Origin of the sequence: Falsihalocynthiibacter sp. SS001 (assembly GCF_042445055.1) — a bacterium.
Lineage (GTDB): Bacteria > Pseudomonadota > Alphaproteobacteria > Rhodobacterales > Rhodobacteraceae > Falsihalocynthiibacter.
Map to the genome: position 1 here is coordinate 1,884,350 of NZ_CP170339.1, position 13,229 is coordinate 1,897,578.

11 protein-coding genes are annotated in these 13,229 nt (G+C 56.9%); 7 read left to right on the forward strand and 4 right to left on the reverse strand.

The features are described 5' to 3' along the window. Nucleotides 1-121: 121 nt before the first annotated feature. Genes cobA through ACFE33_RS09105 form a run of 3 tightly spaced genes read left to right on the forward strand, consistent with a single transcriptional unit; the run spans nucleotide 122 to nucleotide 3,495 of the window. Nucleotides 122-955: a uroporphyrinogen-III C-methyltransferase gene (cobA, locus tag ACFE33_RS09095; protein WP_380058695.1), complete on the forward strand. Its 834-nt coding sequence runs from the start codon at nucleotides 122-124 to the stop codon at nucleotides 953-955. Beyond that, nucleotides 952-2,232: a cobyrinate a,c-diamide synthase gene (locus tag ACFE33_RS09100; RefSeq protein WP_380052530.1), complete on the forward strand. Its 1,281-nt coding sequence runs from the start codon at nucleotides 952-954 to the stop codon at nucleotides 2,230-2,232. The genes cobA and ACFE33_RS09100 overlap by 4 nt, the downstream gene beginning before the upstream one ends. Nucleotides 2,233-2,271: 39 nt before the next feature. Beyond that, nucleotides 2,272-3,495, forward strand: coding sequence for an MFS transporter (locus tag ACFE33_RS09105; protein ID WP_380052532.1), 1,224 nt, complete (start codon nucleotides 2,272-2,274; stop codon nucleotides 3,493-3,495). Here ACFE33_RS09105 and ACFE33_RS09110 read toward each other — a convergent pair. Genes ACFE33_RS09110 through cysS form a run of 3 tightly spaced genes read right to left on the reverse strand, consistent with a single transcriptional unit; the run spans nucleotide 3,492 to nucleotide 7,230 of the window. Continuing rightward, nucleotides 3,492-4,259 carry a phytoene/squalene synthase family protein gene (locus tag ACFE33_RS09110; protein WP_380052534.1) on the reverse strand — a complete coding sequence of 256 codons (768 nt, stop codon included), beginning with the start codon at nucleotides 4,257-4,259 and terminating at the stop codon, nucleotides 3,492-3,494. The genes ACFE33_RS09105 and ACFE33_RS09110 overlap by 4 nt on opposite strands. After that, nucleotides 4,256-5,875: a citramalate synthase gene (gene cimA / locus ACFE33_RS09115; protein WP_380052536.1), complete on the reverse strand. Its 1,620-nt coding sequence runs from the start codon at nucleotides 5,873-5,875 to the stop codon at nucleotides 4,256-4,258. The genes ACFE33_RS09110 and cimA overlap by 4 nt, the downstream gene beginning before the upstream one ends. Continuing rightward, nucleotides 5,872-7,230 carry a cysteine--tRNA ligase gene (cysS, locus tag ACFE33_RS09120; RefSeq protein ID WP_380052538.1) on the reverse strand — a complete coding sequence of 453 codons (1,359 nt, stop codon included), beginning with the start codon at nucleotides 7,228-7,230 and terminating at the stop codon, nucleotides 5,872-5,874. Before cysS ends, cimA begins: the two co-directional genes overlap by 4 nt. Nucleotides 7,231-7,448: 218 nt before the next feature. On the opposite strand from cysS, the gene ACFE33_RS09125 reads away from it, so the two are divergent. From ACFE33_RS09125 to ACFE33_RS09140, 4 genes are read left to right on the forward strand one after another with little or no spacing between them, the layout of a single operon-like run. Then, nucleotides 7,449-8,252 carry an isocitrate lyase/phosphoenolpyruvate mutase family protein gene (locus ACFE33_RS09125; protein WP_380052540.1) on the forward strand — a complete coding sequence of 268 codons (804 nt, stop codon included), beginning with the start codon at nucleotides 7,449-7,451 and terminating at the stop codon, nucleotides 8,250-8,252. 15 nt (nucleotides 8,253-8,267) lie between these two features. Further along, nucleotides 8,268-9,650, forward strand: a complete 1,383-nt coding sequence (locus tag ACFE33_RS09130; protein ID WP_380052542.1) for a pyridoxal phosphate-dependent decarboxylase family protein — start codon at nucleotides 8,268-8,270, stop codon at nucleotides 9,648-9,650. Between the two features lie 49 nt (nucleotides 9,651-9,699). After that, nucleotides 9,700-10,572, forward strand: coding sequence for a TPM domain-containing protein (locus ACFE33_RS09135; RefSeq protein WP_380052544.1), 873 nt, complete (start codon nucleotides 9,700-9,702; stop codon nucleotides 10,570-10,572). A 57-nt stretch (nucleotides 10,573-10,629) separates the two neighbouring features. After that, nucleotides 10,630-11,385 carry an SDR family NAD(P)-dependent oxidoreductase gene (locus ACFE33_RS09140; protein ID WP_380052546.1) on the forward strand — a complete coding sequence of 252 codons (756 nt, stop codon included), beginning with the start codon at nucleotides 10,630-10,632 and terminating at the stop codon, nucleotides 11,383-11,385. Here the strand turns inward: ACFE33_RS09140 and ACFE33_RS09145 are convergent. Next, the gene (locus ACFE33_RS09145) at nucleotides 11,382-13,199 is read right to left on the reverse strand and encodes an ABC-F family ATP-binding cassette domain-containing protein (RefSeq protein WP_380052548.1); all 1,818 of its coding nucleotides are present in this window, start codon (nucleotides 13,197-13,199) and stop codon (nucleotides 11,382-11,384) included. The genes ACFE33_RS09140 and ACFE33_RS09145 overlap by 4 nt on opposite strands. Nucleotides 13,200-13,229 lie beyond the last annotated feature (30 nt).

Consider the following 13,229-nt stretch of genomic DNA (forward strand, 5'->3'; position numbering starts at 1 on the left):
TGAAATTACCTGCCGCCAATTCCTCAGTTAGGTGCGTTTCCACACTTTTCGCCGCCCAGACAAACAGGCATAAAGAGGCATGAACGATTCAACTCTGTCCCCCGACCCACATTTTCACGCAATGCCCTCTGGTGCATGGCCCACGCTTGATGCGGGCTGGGTCTGGCTGTGTGGCGCAGGTCCGGGCGATCCGGGCTTGCTTACGCTCCATGGGCTGAATGCGCTGCGTCAGGCCGATGTGATCGTCTACGACGCCTTGGTTCAGAAATCGATTTTGGATTGGGCGCACCCTGACGCTGAGTTGGTTTATGCAGGCAAGCGCGGCGGTAAACCATCTGCCAAGCAACAGGACATTTCACTAACCCTTGTTGATTATGCGCGCGCGGGAAAACGCGTGTTGCGGCTTAAGGGCGGCGATCCGTTCGTCTTTGGGCGTGGCGGCGAAGAAGCCCAAACCTTGGTGCAGCACAACATCCCCGTGCGCATCATTCCAGGTATTTCCGCAGGGATCGGCGGGCTTGCCTATGCGGGCATCCCCGTCACGCACCGCGATGTAAATCAGTCGGTTACTTTCGTCACCGGACACGATCAATCGGGTGAAACTACCAAGCTGAATTGGGACGCGATTTCAAAGGGATCGCAGGTATTGGTCATCTATATGGGCATGAAGCACATCGCCCAAATCACCAAGCACCTCCTTGATGCTGGCCGCCCCGCTGACGAGCCAGTAGCCGTCGTGACTGAAGCGACCACCCCCGAACAACAGGTGCTCGAGACCACCCTTGGCAATATCGTCGCGGACCTTGAGGCAAGCGAACTCACGCCGCCAGCGATCATCTGTGTCGGACGCTCGGTCCACATGCGCCAAGTACTGGACTGGCAGGGAATGATGGCCGGAGACGCACCGCGCAACCTTGATCCGTTGGGCCGTGGACGCCCAGCCGAACAACCTTGAGCGCTCTGCTCCTTGCTGCCCCAACATCTGGCGCGGGCAAGACAACGGTGACCTTGGGCCTTTTGCGGGCGTTGGCACGCCGCAATACAGGCGTCCGAGGGGCGAAGTCTGGCCCTGATTATATTGATCCTCGCTTTCACGAAGCCGCGACGGGCGCGCCCTGCATGAACCTTGACGCGTGGGCCATGACGCCTGATCGCATTCGCAGCCTTGCCGCAGTTGATGCACCGTTGCTCATTGAGGGGGCGATGGGGTTGTTTGACGGTGCGCCGCCCGATGGCAAAGGTTCCAGCGCCGATATCGCGCGCATTCTCCGAGTTCCTGTCGTGCTGATCGTGGACGCAAGTAAAACCGCGCAGTCGATCGCGCCATTGGTCGCGGGCTTTGCCGGATTCGCAGCGGACGTGAAAATCGCGGGCGTCATTCTCAATCGGGTCGGATCCGAGCGCCATGAAATGATGTTGCGCCGCGCCTTGATGCCAGTTGGCATTCCAGTATTGGGAGCAATCCCGCGCAGCGAAGCGCTCACGCGCGCCTCGCGTCATTTGGGGTTGGTTCAGGCGCGCGAACACCCCGATCTTGAGGCGTTCCTCGACCAAGCGGCGGACACGATATCCGCCGCCGTTGATCTAGATGCGCTTATGGCTCTGGGCACCGGTCCGCGACTTGCGCAGAACACGCCACAGATGCCGCCACCGGCACTACGCATCGCCATTGCACAGGATCAGGCCTTCGCGTTTTCCTATCCACATTTGCTGGCGGATTGGCGTGAACAAGGCGCGGAAATCCTTCCGTTCTCACCCCTCGCAGATGACTCTGTGCCAGAAGCGGATTTCATCTATCTTCCTGGTGGCTATCCCGAACTTCACGGCCAAACGCTTGCAAACGCGCAGGAATTCAAGAAATCCATGAAGCAGGCAGCGGCAAGCGGGACGGTCATTTACGGTGAGTGCGGCGGGTATATGACCCTTGGGAAGTCCATAACTGACGCCGAGGGCCAGCAACATGAAATGCTCGGACTGCTGGATTTGGAGACAAGTTTCGCCACCCGCAAACTGCACCTTGGGTATCGTCAAGTCACGGCCACAGACGGCCCATTTATCGGTACATACAACGCGCACGAATTTCACTATGCCACCACGCTCCATGCTCGTGGAACGCTGCTATTTACCGCCAAGGACGCCGAGGGCGCCACTCTCACGCCGATGGGATTGCAGCATCAGAATGTCTCGGGCTCTTTTGCCCATTTGATTGACCAAAGTAATGGTACAATTTAGGGGCTTTATGCTTGTGTCATTCGCGTTTACGAATCTGGCATGACCGAAGTTCAATCGCTCTCACGCGCCCGTAAGAATGTTATCGTACTTGTTGCTGCCCAAGCTATCTTGGGCGCCCAAATGTCGATGATTTTCACCTATGCGGGCCTGGCGGGTCAGAATATGGCGACAAATATCTGCTTTGCGACGCTGCCAATCTCGATGATTGTACTTGGGTCGATGCTCGCGGCCTCTCCGCTTTCTTCGATTATGCAGCGCTTTGGTCGGCGCGTTGGCTTCTTCGTAGGCGCATTTGGCGGGATGCTAGGCGCTAGCGTTAGTGCGTATGGCCTCTATGCAGGGTCGTTCGCGCTCTTGTTGCTGGGGAGTTTGATCACCGGCGTTTATATGTCGTCTCAGGGTTTCTTTCGCTTTGCAGCGGTGGACACAGCCCCTGAACATTTTCGCGCTAAGGCGATTTCATGGGTAATGGCTGGCGGTTTGATATCGGCCTTTATTGGCCCGCAACTGGGGAAAATGACGGTCGACAGCACGGCGATTCCATTCATGGGCGTGTACCTGTCGGTGGTCGTTCTGAACCTGATCGGCTCGCTGCTGTTCCTCTTTCTCGACATCCCCAAGCCCCCCGCACCCGCAGAAGGCGCCGTGAGGGGCCGTACACGCTGGGAGATGATCAAGACCCCGCGTATCCTTGTGGCGGTGATTTGCGGCATGGTTTCTTATGCGCTGATGAACCTTGTGATGACTTCAACTCCACTCGCGGTGGTTGGCTGTGGATTCGGCAATGATGCGGCGGCGGATGTTGTCACGGGCCACGTCGTTGCGATGTTCGCGCCCAGCTTCTTTACTGGTCACCTGATCGCACGCTTCGGCGTTGAAAAGATTGTTGCGACGGGCCTTGCGATCCTTGCGATGGCGGGTGTCGTGGCGCTTTCCGGGGTTGAGCTGAGCAACTTCTTTATTGCGCTTATCCTGCTGGGTATCGGCTGGAATTTTGGCTTTATCGGCGCAACAACAATGCTCGCGACAGCGCACACCCCAGAGGAGCGCGGACGTATGCAGGGGCTGAACGATATGATCGTTTTCGGATTTGTGACGCTCGCATCCCTCGCATCCGGCAGCTTGATGAATTGCTCGGGCGGAACAGCGGTTGAGGGCTGGACAAGTGTAAACATCGCGATGATCCCGTTCCTTGCTCTCGCAGGTAGCGCTCTCATCTGGTTGGTGATGCAGCCCAAGGATGCAAGCGTCGAGGCGGGCTAATACCGTCCCAGCATCGACAGCCGCATCAAACGAAGCTTGCGCGATAACTCGGGCAAATAATGCGCTCCATCTCCGACGCGCCCTGGCGATTTGATTGCGAGGTTCAAGAGGGGTTCTGCTTGCCATCCCCACCGCAACGCGGGCGCCAGTTTGCGTGGTGGTTTAGCCGACTTTAGCCGTTTCAGGGCATCCTGTGCGAGGGTTTGCACCCCTTCGGGGCGGCCATCAAGCAGTGGAATTTTGCCGCGCTCCACAAGGTCGGCCACCGCCGCTAACCAATTCGCAACCCCAACGCCATAGGCATAATCACGCACGGAACGCTCATCCGCAGGCTGAGCTCCAAGGGTCTGGCACGCGGCCCAAAGGAGATGGCCGGACGTATGATCCATATAGCCGTCGAAATCATCCTGATCCTCAAATGGTTCACTATACGCGTCCCAGCGCCGCGCTTCGGCCATTTCGTCGAGGAGCGTTGGCGATATTCCGTGATGGGTCACCAAATGAGCCAGAGACTCGGTGATCTCGTGAGAGCGGGGCACGCTGCCCTGCCCCAATTCCTCAACCAGATCACGCCACCACTGAAGGCGCATTTCCGCGATCATTGGCTCTTTGCTCGCCCAAGGCGCGCGCGCAAGCTCAAGGTTGTATGCCGCCATCGCAAATAATCCCCCCCGCAATTCGGGGGCCGCGGCCATCGTTGCAAGGAAACGATCTGGATCGCCCTTTTCAACAAGCGCCGCCGAAGCCGTATAGTCTATGCTCATGTTCGTTTCACGTCCCGAACCAGCTTCCACACGATCGCATCAAGAAGCGCCTCAAAGCTTGCGTCCACGATGTTTGACGATGCCCCAACAGTAGACCAACGCCGCCCCGCGCCGTCCTCGCTGTCGATGACTACGCGCGTTACGGCCTCGGTGCCGCCGTTGGTTATGCGGACCTTGTAGTCGACAAGGCGCATATCGTCGATAATCTCTTGGTAAGGTCCGAGGTCTTTGCGCAATGCCAACATGAGCGCATTAACCGGCCCGCGATCAACGCCACTTTCGTCCATTGAATCGCTCACAGACATCCGCTTTTCGCCGTTGATTTTCACAACGACTACTGCCTCCGAAAGGCTAATCATCTGGTTGCGTTTGTTCTTGCGGCGCTCAACGTTCACCTTGAAACGCTTTACCTCAAAGAAGTCCGGCAGTAGCCCCAATTCGCGGCGTGCGAGCAATTCGAAGCTGGCTTGGGCCACGTCAAAGGAATAACCGCGATCCTCTCGTTCTTTGATAACCTCAAGGATACGCGCAAGGGCCGGATTTTTGGCGTCCACTTCAAGCCCTGCGCCCGCAAGGCGGCTACGCAGATTGCTTTGCCCCGCTTGGTTGGACATCGGAATGATACGCGTGTTGCCGACGGTTGATGGTTCAATATGCTCATAAGTCGTCGGATCCTTGAGGATCGCCGAAGCATGAAGCCCTGCCTTGTGCGCGAACGCACTTGCACCGACGTAGGGCGCTTGGCGCGCTGGAACGCGGTTGAGGATATCGTCCAAGGTGCGGCTTAGCTTGGTCAGGCCCGAGAGTTTCGACAACTCAATGCCGGTTTCGAACCGATCAGGATAATCACCCTTGAGCAGGAGTGTCGGGATCAAAGTCGTAAGGTTCGCGTTGCCACAGCGCTCGCCAAGGCCGTTCAGCGTTCCTTGGACTTGGCGCACGCCAGCATCAATCGCGGCAAGGCTCCCTGCGATGGCATTTTCGGTGTCGTTATGCGTGTGGATGCCCAATTGTTCACCCGGAATGCCCGCGGCAATGACCTCGTGGACGATTTTGCCGATTTCGGCGGGAAGCGTGCCGCCGTTTGTATCGCAAAGCACGATCCAGCGCGCCCCTGCGTCCAGTGCGGCCTTCAGGCACTCGAGGGCGTAGTCTGGGTTGGCTTTGTAACCGTCAAAGAAATGCTCCGCGTCATAGAGCGCCTCGCGCCCCTGCCCGACGATATGCCCGACCGAGGCCGATATATTTTGGATATTTTCAGCAAGAGGAATATTCAACGCGCGGGTTACGTGGAAGTCGTGGCTTTTGCCAACAAGGCACACGGCGGAAGTTCCTGCGTTCATCACTGCGGCGAGCACTTCGTCGTTGGCCGCGCTGCGTCCGCTGCGTTTGGTCATGCCAAAGGCGGTCATGGTGGCGCGTGTTGTTGGGGCGGCTTCGAAGAAGGCGCTGTCGGTGGGGTTGGCGCCGGGCCATCCGCCTTCGATATAGTCGACCCCCAGATCATCAAGAGCGTTCGCTATTTTGATTTTCTCGTCGGTCGAGAACTGAACCCCTTGGGTTTGTTGCCCATCGCGCAGGGTTGTGTCGTAGATATAGAGGCGTGTTTTACTCATTGTAGTGCCTCCAGCTTGGCGGCATCAAAGCCCGCGCCGACGGCAAGTTTAACCCCCTCGCGAGACATCTGCACTTCTACGCCAGCATCAAGCAAGGCTGTTTTGAGGCGATCGACCTCCGAGAAGTCCTTGGTTTCCATCGCCTTGGCGCGGGCGTCTGTTAGCATGACTTCAAAGCTGCTTAAGTCTGCCTGACCCCATGCGAGATCATCCCCTAGCAATCCGAGAAGTGCGCCAGTCGCCAAAAGTTCGGCTGCCGCCCCTTCGCTTGCCAGCTTGTGCATCACAGTGATTGCACCCGCCGTGTTCAGATCATCGGCAAGGGCTGCGATGGCCTCGGGGGCCGCGTTGGCGGCGGGGTCGATCCCCGCTGTCAGCGCCCGCCACTTGCGCAGGGTTGTTTCTGCTTCTGAGCGTTTCTTTTCTGTCCAGTCCATCGGCTTGCGATAATGGGTCGAGAGCATCACAAAGCGAATGACCTCACCCGCGACGCCCTGATCCAGCAGGTCGCGGACCGTGAAAAAGTTCCCCAAGCTCTTGGACATCTTCTTGCCTTCGACCTGAAGCATCTCATTGTGCAGCCAGACATTGGCAAATTCGCCTTCGGGGTGTGCGCAGCAGCTTTGGGCGACTTCGTTTTCGTGGTGCGGGAACATTAGGTCGTTGCCTCCGCCGTGAATGTCAAAGCTCGCGCCCAATAGTTCATAGGCCATTGCGGAACATTCAATGTGCCAACCCGGACGTCCGTATCCCCATGGGCTTTCCCAACCTGGTGTTTTGGCGTCAGATGGTTTCCACAGCACAAAATCCATCGGGTTCCGTTTGTAGGGCGCAACCTCTACACGTGCGCCCGCGATCATATCGTCGATCGAACGCCCAGAGAGTGCGCCATAATTCTTGTAGCTTTCGACCGCAAAGAGAACATGACCCTCGGCGGCATAGGCATGACCGCTCTCGATCAGGCCCTCAATCATGGTGATCATTTGGGGGATAAACTCTGTGGCGCGCGGCATTTTGTCTGGATCGGCGGCACCTACTGCGCGCATATCATCAAGGAACCAGCCAATCGTTTCGTCACAGATGTCCCCAATCGAGCGGTCTGTTTCGGCGGCGCGCGCGTTAATCTTATCGTCAACATCGGTGAAGTTGCGCACGTATGTCACTTGCTCCGCACCATAGACCAACCGCAAGAGACGCTGCAAAACGTCAAACACAATCACAGGCCGCGCGTTCCCCAAATGCGCCCGATCATAAACCGTCGGTCCGCACACATACATCCGTACATTTTCCGGATTAATCGGCGTGAACACCTCTTTTTGGCGGGTTTTCGTATTGTGTAGTTTTATCTCAACCATTGGGTCCTCACGCGGATGCTTGACGCGGGCATATCAACTTTGGTTTCGATTGGAAATGAGAAGAAGCCCGCTAACGATGTTAGGCAGGAATACAAATGCAAATAATTGTGCAGTTTTTACTCATAGATGCCTTGTAACAACTTGATCTGCATATGCCAAGCCGCTTGACGCCCGTATCGCAGGTTCCCTACGCTGCGCCGACCAATGGAGGGAATCCGATGTCTGATCATGCTGCTACGTTCCGTGCGCTTCACGTAAGGGGCGCCCCGTTTATTCTAGCGAATGCGTGGGATATCGGTTCGGCCAAGATGCTTCAGAACCTTGGCGCCCAAGCGATTGCGACCTCCTCGGCGGCGCATGCATTTACTTTGGGAAAACCGGATGGCGTCAAACGAGACGAAGCGCTGACGCATGCGCAGGACCTTATCGCGGCGGTCGACATTCCCGTTTCGGGGGATTTTGAAAACGGGTTTGGCGAAACGCCTGATGAGGTTGCCGAAACCGTTCGCCTTGCAGGTGAAATCGGCCTTGCTGGCATCTGTATTGAGGATATCGCCCTACCCGCCACATCCGCATACGAACCAGAGCTGGCCTATGAACGTATCCGAGCGGCCGCGTTCGCCGCGCGCGCACTATCCAATGACTTCTTTCTGGTTGCTCGTGCTGATGGGATTCTGCGTGGGGAGTATGATCAGGCAGAAGCCCTGCGCCGTGTGAAGAGTTTTGAAGAAGCCGGTGCCGATGGAATATATGTTCCCTTGCCCGCAAGCTGGGATGATCTGGCCGAGATTTGCGCGGCGACGACCTTACCTGTCAATGCGCTTGCGGCGGGCGAGTTTACTCAACGCCGCCTCTCTGAATTCGCGGCAATCGGTGTTGCGCGGGTATCGCTCGGGTCGTCGCTGGCGCGGGTAACGCAGCGCGCGATATTTGACACGGCAAATGCGATGCTTCAGGAAGGGGATTTTTCGCCTCTTGCTCAAGGAATAGCGGGTAGCAAAATCGACGCCCTACTGGAATAGACAGAAAGCCAATTCATGAACCACGACGAACTCGCCCATTGGTCCAAAATCGCAGCAGACTGGGCGCGCGACTATCACGCCAATCTGCGCGATGCTCCTGTGCGGCCCAATATCACGCCGGGTGAAATCAAGGCACAACTTCCCAAAACGGCACCGGACACGCCCGAAGAAATCAGACGCATTTTTGCTGATTTTGAGCGTCTGGTCCCCGGAGCCACCACCCATTGGCAGCACCCGCGCTTCTTTGCCTATTTTCCCGCCAACGCCTCTCCGGCGTCTATGCTTGCCGAGCAACTGGCCAATGCGATCGCGGGGCAAGCGATGCTCTGGCAGACTGCTCCTGCGGCAAATGAAATCGAGGCAGTCATGATCGATTGGCTCTTGGATGCATTGGGATTACCCGAAACGTTCACCGGCACGATCCATGACAGCGCCACGACCGCGACACTTTCGGCCATTCTGACAATGCGAGAGCGTGCTTTGGACTGGGCTGGCAATTCTCAGGGGTTGACCAATCAACCCCGCTTGCGAATTTACGCCTCGGCCGAGACGCACAGCTCGGTGGACAAGGGTATTCGGATTGCGGGGATCGGTCAGCAGAACCTCGTCAAAATTCCGACAACGGCGGATCACGGTATGGATCCTGTCGCACTTGATGCGGCGATCAAGGCGGATATCGCGGCGGGGTTCTTGCCCGCGGGGGTTGTGCTTTGTACGGGCGGTACGTCCATCGGGGCCTGTGATCCGATTGCCGATTGTGTGAGGGTTGCCAAATCTCACAACCTCTTTACCCACGTCGATGCAGCATGGGCGGGAAGCGCGATGATCTGCCCTGAGTTCCGCACACTTTGGGATGGGGTTGAGGGCGCAGACTCCGTTGTTTTCAACCCTCATAAATGGCTAGGAGTACAGTTTGATTGCGCGGTTCAGTTTATGCCTGACCCCACTGCGCAAATACAAACGCTTGGCTTGCGGCCCGAATACCTTAAAACGCAAAACCAAGACGATATCGTTAACTACAACGAATGGACGGTTCCGCTCGGTCGGCGATTTCGTGCACTCAAGATTTGGTTCACACTTCGTGCTTATGGCCTTGAGGGGCTGCGCGAGCGTATTCGCAACCACGTGCGCTGGGCACTTGAGGCACGCGAGGCGATCGCCGAGATCGACGGTTGCATCCTCACAACGGAGCCGCGGCTGTCGCTCTTTACCTTCGCCTATCGCGATGACGTTGAAACAGCCGCATTGCTTGAGCGCATAAACAATGACGGGCGGATTTATCTGACTCAAACCACCCATCACGGGAAGTTCGTTATCCGTGTTCAAGTCGGCCAATTTGACTGTACCCGCGACGACGTGATGATGATCCCGCAAGTCATCCGCGAGCTCACGGGTTGATTTACGCCCTGTCTTTTCTACACTCCGAGAACAGGAGAGAGAGGACTTAATGCAACGAATTGCACGGATTATCGTTACGGTTTCACTGTTATTGAGTGCGGGTATAGCCGCACGCGCGCAGGAATTCCCTGTGCCGGACGATCCTTATGTGAACGATTATGCCGCCATGCTCTCGAAGGAAACCGAGGACACCCTCAGGCGCAAGCTCGACTATCTCAAGCAGGACACAGGCATAGAGATGAGCGTCCTTACGATCACAAGCATGGCGAGCTTTGGTGATTGGGAAGATATAGCGGAATTCGCAACGGCGACCTTCAATGATTGGGGTATTGGCGACCCCGAGTTGAACGACGGTTTGCTTATGATGATCGCCAAGAACGACAGGGTATTCCGCATCGTCGTCGGGAGCGGTTACCCCCCTGTTTACGATGACATTTCCGAGGATATCATCCAGTTCTATATGGAACCCGCATTCAAGGATGGGGATTTTGACGACGGCGTTCTGGATGGCGCACAAAAGATGATAGAGCTTATTGCCTTGCGCCACATGAGCGGGGACGAGCCACCAGCTCGATCACGCCGCGAAAACCACGGGCCGCGCATCGCCTTGGCGCTTTTTACCGCGTTCTTCGGGACGGCAATTGCGGCGGCGATATTCGGTCCGAAAATCTCGAACTACCGCTTTGCCCGCAAACCCTGTCCAAGCTGTGGCCAAACTGGAATGGAGCGAACTTCAGCCACGCTAGAGCCTGCAACAAGGACGGCAAACGGCCAAGGTGAAACAACGATCAGTTGTCCGAACTGCGATTATCAATCGGTAGACAGCTACTCCATCCCGCGGATTTCCACACGTCGCAGCAGTGGTCGTTCAAGCTTTAGCGGCGGTAGCAGTTCTGGTGGTGGCGCTTCTGGCCGCTGGTAGGGGTTGATTTCTGCAGGCAAGTATTGAACACTCGTTCAATTACTAATGGAGGGGCAAATGGATATCACTCAGACCAAAGCAATCGTAACTGGCGGGGCCTCAGGACTTGGCGAGGGTTGTGCGCGGCTCTTGGCGGCAAACGGTGCGCAGGTCACGATCTTTGATCGCGATGCTGAAAAAGCGGCATCCGTAGCAAAGGACATCGGCGGATACGCTGCGCAGGTGAATGTAACGGACGAGGAGCAAGTCTCGTCCGCTCTCAAGCAAGCGCAAAGCGATATGGGTGGAATCACGGCCTGTGTGAATTGCGCGGGGATTGTAACTGGCGCAAGCACGCTCGGGCGCTCTGGCCCCTTCCCGCTCGCAGATTTCCAGCGCACGATTGATATCAACCTCGTCGGGTCCTTCAACGTTGCGCGCCTTGCCTCCCAGATCATGGCCGAAAACGAACCGAACCAAGATGGCGAGCGCGGCGTGATCGTCAACACGGCCTCTGTCGCGGCCTTTGACGGCCAAAAAGGCCAAGCCGCCTATGCCGCCTCCAAAGCAGGTATCGCAGGCATGTCGCTTCCGATGGCGCGGGATCTGGCGAGGACGGGAATTCGCGTTATGGCCATCGCGCCGGGTATTTTCATGACACCCATGCTCGAAAGCCTCGGACAAGAGATCATCGACGGACTAGCCACCGATGTTCTGCACCCCAAACGCCTTGGAACCACACAAGAGTTCGCGCGGCTCGTCGAATTCATCATCTCGCACCCCTACCTGAACGCAGAGGTTATCCGTTTGGATGGTGGTCTTAGAATGACCTAGGCTTCTGCCCGCTCGGCAAGCTCCATCCATTCTTCTTCGGCCGCGCTTAGGGCTTCTTGGCGTTCGACAAGAGCCTCGGTGCCCTTCTTGAACTTGATCGGTTCTTTGGTGAACAAATCAGGTGCGGCGAGGAATTCCTCAAGCTTGGCAATCTCGGCCGTCAGGCGCTCGATTTCATTGGGGAGTGCCTCAAGCCGATGCTGCTCCACGAACGAAAGGCCACTTGCCGGCGCTTGCTCTTTGGTTGGCGCGGCTTTTTTCGTGGGTTTTGAAGACTCTTTTGCCACCGATTTCGCTGGCATGTCAGCTTTTCTTTGCTCGCGATAATCAGACCAACCGCCCGCATATGCAACTGCGTTGCCGTTCCCTTCCATCGCGATTGTGGTCTGTGCCACCCGATCAAGGAAATCACGGTCGTGGCTTACCAAGAGGACGGTTCCATCATAATCGCCCAGCAAGTCCTGCAAGAGATCGAGAGTTTCTACATCGAGATCGTTAGTCGGTTCGTCAAGCACAAGGAGGTTGCTCTCGCGCGCCATGATCTTGGCCAGAAGCAAGCGCGCTTTCTCTCCTCCGGAAAGCGAAGACACCGACGCACGTGCGCGGCTCTCGTCGAACAAGAAGTCCTTCAGATAGCCAACAACATGGCGCGGAGTGCCGCGCACATTCACCTGATCCGCTTTGCCCGAAACGCGCATATCGGGATCGCCCGTCAAACTCTCCCAAAGCGACATATTCGGATCGAGTTGGGCTCTGTTCTGATCGAACACAACGGTTTCAAGCTTGGTGCCACGTTTCACGGTGCCGCTGTCAGGCTCAATCTCGCCAATCAGGATCTTGAGCAAAGTGGTTTTGCCAACGCCATTTGGCCCCACAAAGGCAACACGATCACCACGGGCGATTTTGATCGAGAAATCCTTGAGAATTTGTTTGTCCCCAAAGCGCATCGTGAGGTTTTCGGCCTCGATCACCTTGCGGCCCGATTTGGGGCTGGCGTCAAAGGCCATTGCCGCCGCACCTTGGCGCTTAATTTGCCCCGCGCGTTCCTCCTTGAGGGCGTGGAGCGCGCGCAGGCGTCCTTGGTTACGAGTACGCCGCGCCGAGATGCCCTCGACCGCCCATTTCGCTTCGGACTTGATCAGACGGTTAAGCTTGTGGCGCTGCATGTCTTCGTCGGCCCAAACTTTGTCACGCCATTCTTCGAATTTATCGAACCCCTCTTCGAGGCGGCGGACCTTCCCGCGATCCACCCAAAGCGTGGCGCGTGTCAGGGCATTCAGGAATGCACGGTCGTGCGAGATCAGGATAAATCCAGCGCGCGTTGATTTGAGTTGTTCCTCAAGCCACGCGATGGCCTCGATATCAAGGTGGTTGGTCGGCTCGTCGAGCAACATGAGTTGTGGCTCTTCTGCGAGCAGCTTCGCAAGGGCCGCGCGGCGGCGTTCCCCACCTGAAGCGGCGCTGACCAATGTGTCGGGTTTGAACTTGAGGCCCTCGGCCACCATCTCGATTTTGTATTCCTCAGAGGGATCGAGTTCACTTGCGGCGAAATCCCCCAGCGTTTCAAAACCGCTCAGGTCGGGGTCTTGCTCCATATATCCAACGCTCACCCCGGGCGAGACAATACGCGCGCCGCTGTCGGGTTCGACCATGCCGGCCATGACCTTCATCAGGGTCGATTTGCCAGAGCCATTCCGCCCCACAAGCGCGACGCGGTCGGCGGGTTGCACTATCAAACTAAGGTCTGAAAACAGAGGATCCCCGCCATAACCAAGCGAGATATCCGTGAGCTGAAGGAGTGGTATACGTGCCATGGGATTGCGCTACGCGTCCCACTTCCAAAC

Bases quoted from the DNA above. Each gene is read 5' to 3' on its own strand.
- cobA (WP_380058695.1), top strand. From the start codon at position 122: ATGCCCTCTGGTGCATGGCCCACGCTTGATGCGGGCTGGGTCTGGCTG.
- ACFE33_RS09105 (WP_380052532.1), top strand. From the start codon at position 2,272: ATGACCGAAGTTCAATCGCTCTCACGCGCCCGTAAGAATGTTATCGTA.
- ACFE33_RS09110 (WP_380052534.1), bottom strand. From the start codon at position 4,259: ATGAGCATAGACTATACGGCTTCGGCGGCGCTTGTTGAAAAGGGCGAT.
- cimA (WP_380052536.1), bottom strand. From the start codon at position 5,875: ATGAGTAAAACACGCCTCTATATCTACGACACAACCCTGCGCGATGGG.
- cysS (WP_380052538.1), bottom strand. From the start codon at position 7,230: ATGGTTGAGATAAAACTACACAATACGAAAACCCGCCAAAAAGAGGTG.
- ACFE33_RS09125 (WP_380052540.1), top strand. From the start codon at position 7,449: ATGTCTGATCATGCTGCTACGTTCCGTGCGCTTCACGTAAGGGGCGCC.
- ACFE33_RS09130 (WP_380052542.1), top strand. From the start codon at position 8,268: ATGAACCACGACGAACTCGCCCATTGGTCCAAAATCGCAGCAGACTGG.
- ACFE33_RS09135 (WP_380052544.1), top strand. From the start codon at position 9,700: ATGCAACGAATTGCACGGATTATCGTTACGGTTTCACTGTTATTGAGT.
- ACFE33_RS09140 (WP_380052546.1), top strand. From the start codon at position 10,630: ATGGATATCACTCAGACCAAAGCAATCGTAACTGGCGGGGCCTCAGGA.
- ACFE33_RS09145 (WP_380052548.1), bottom strand. From the start codon at position 13,199: ATGGCACGTATACCACTCCTTCAGCTCACGGATATCTCGCTTGGTTAT.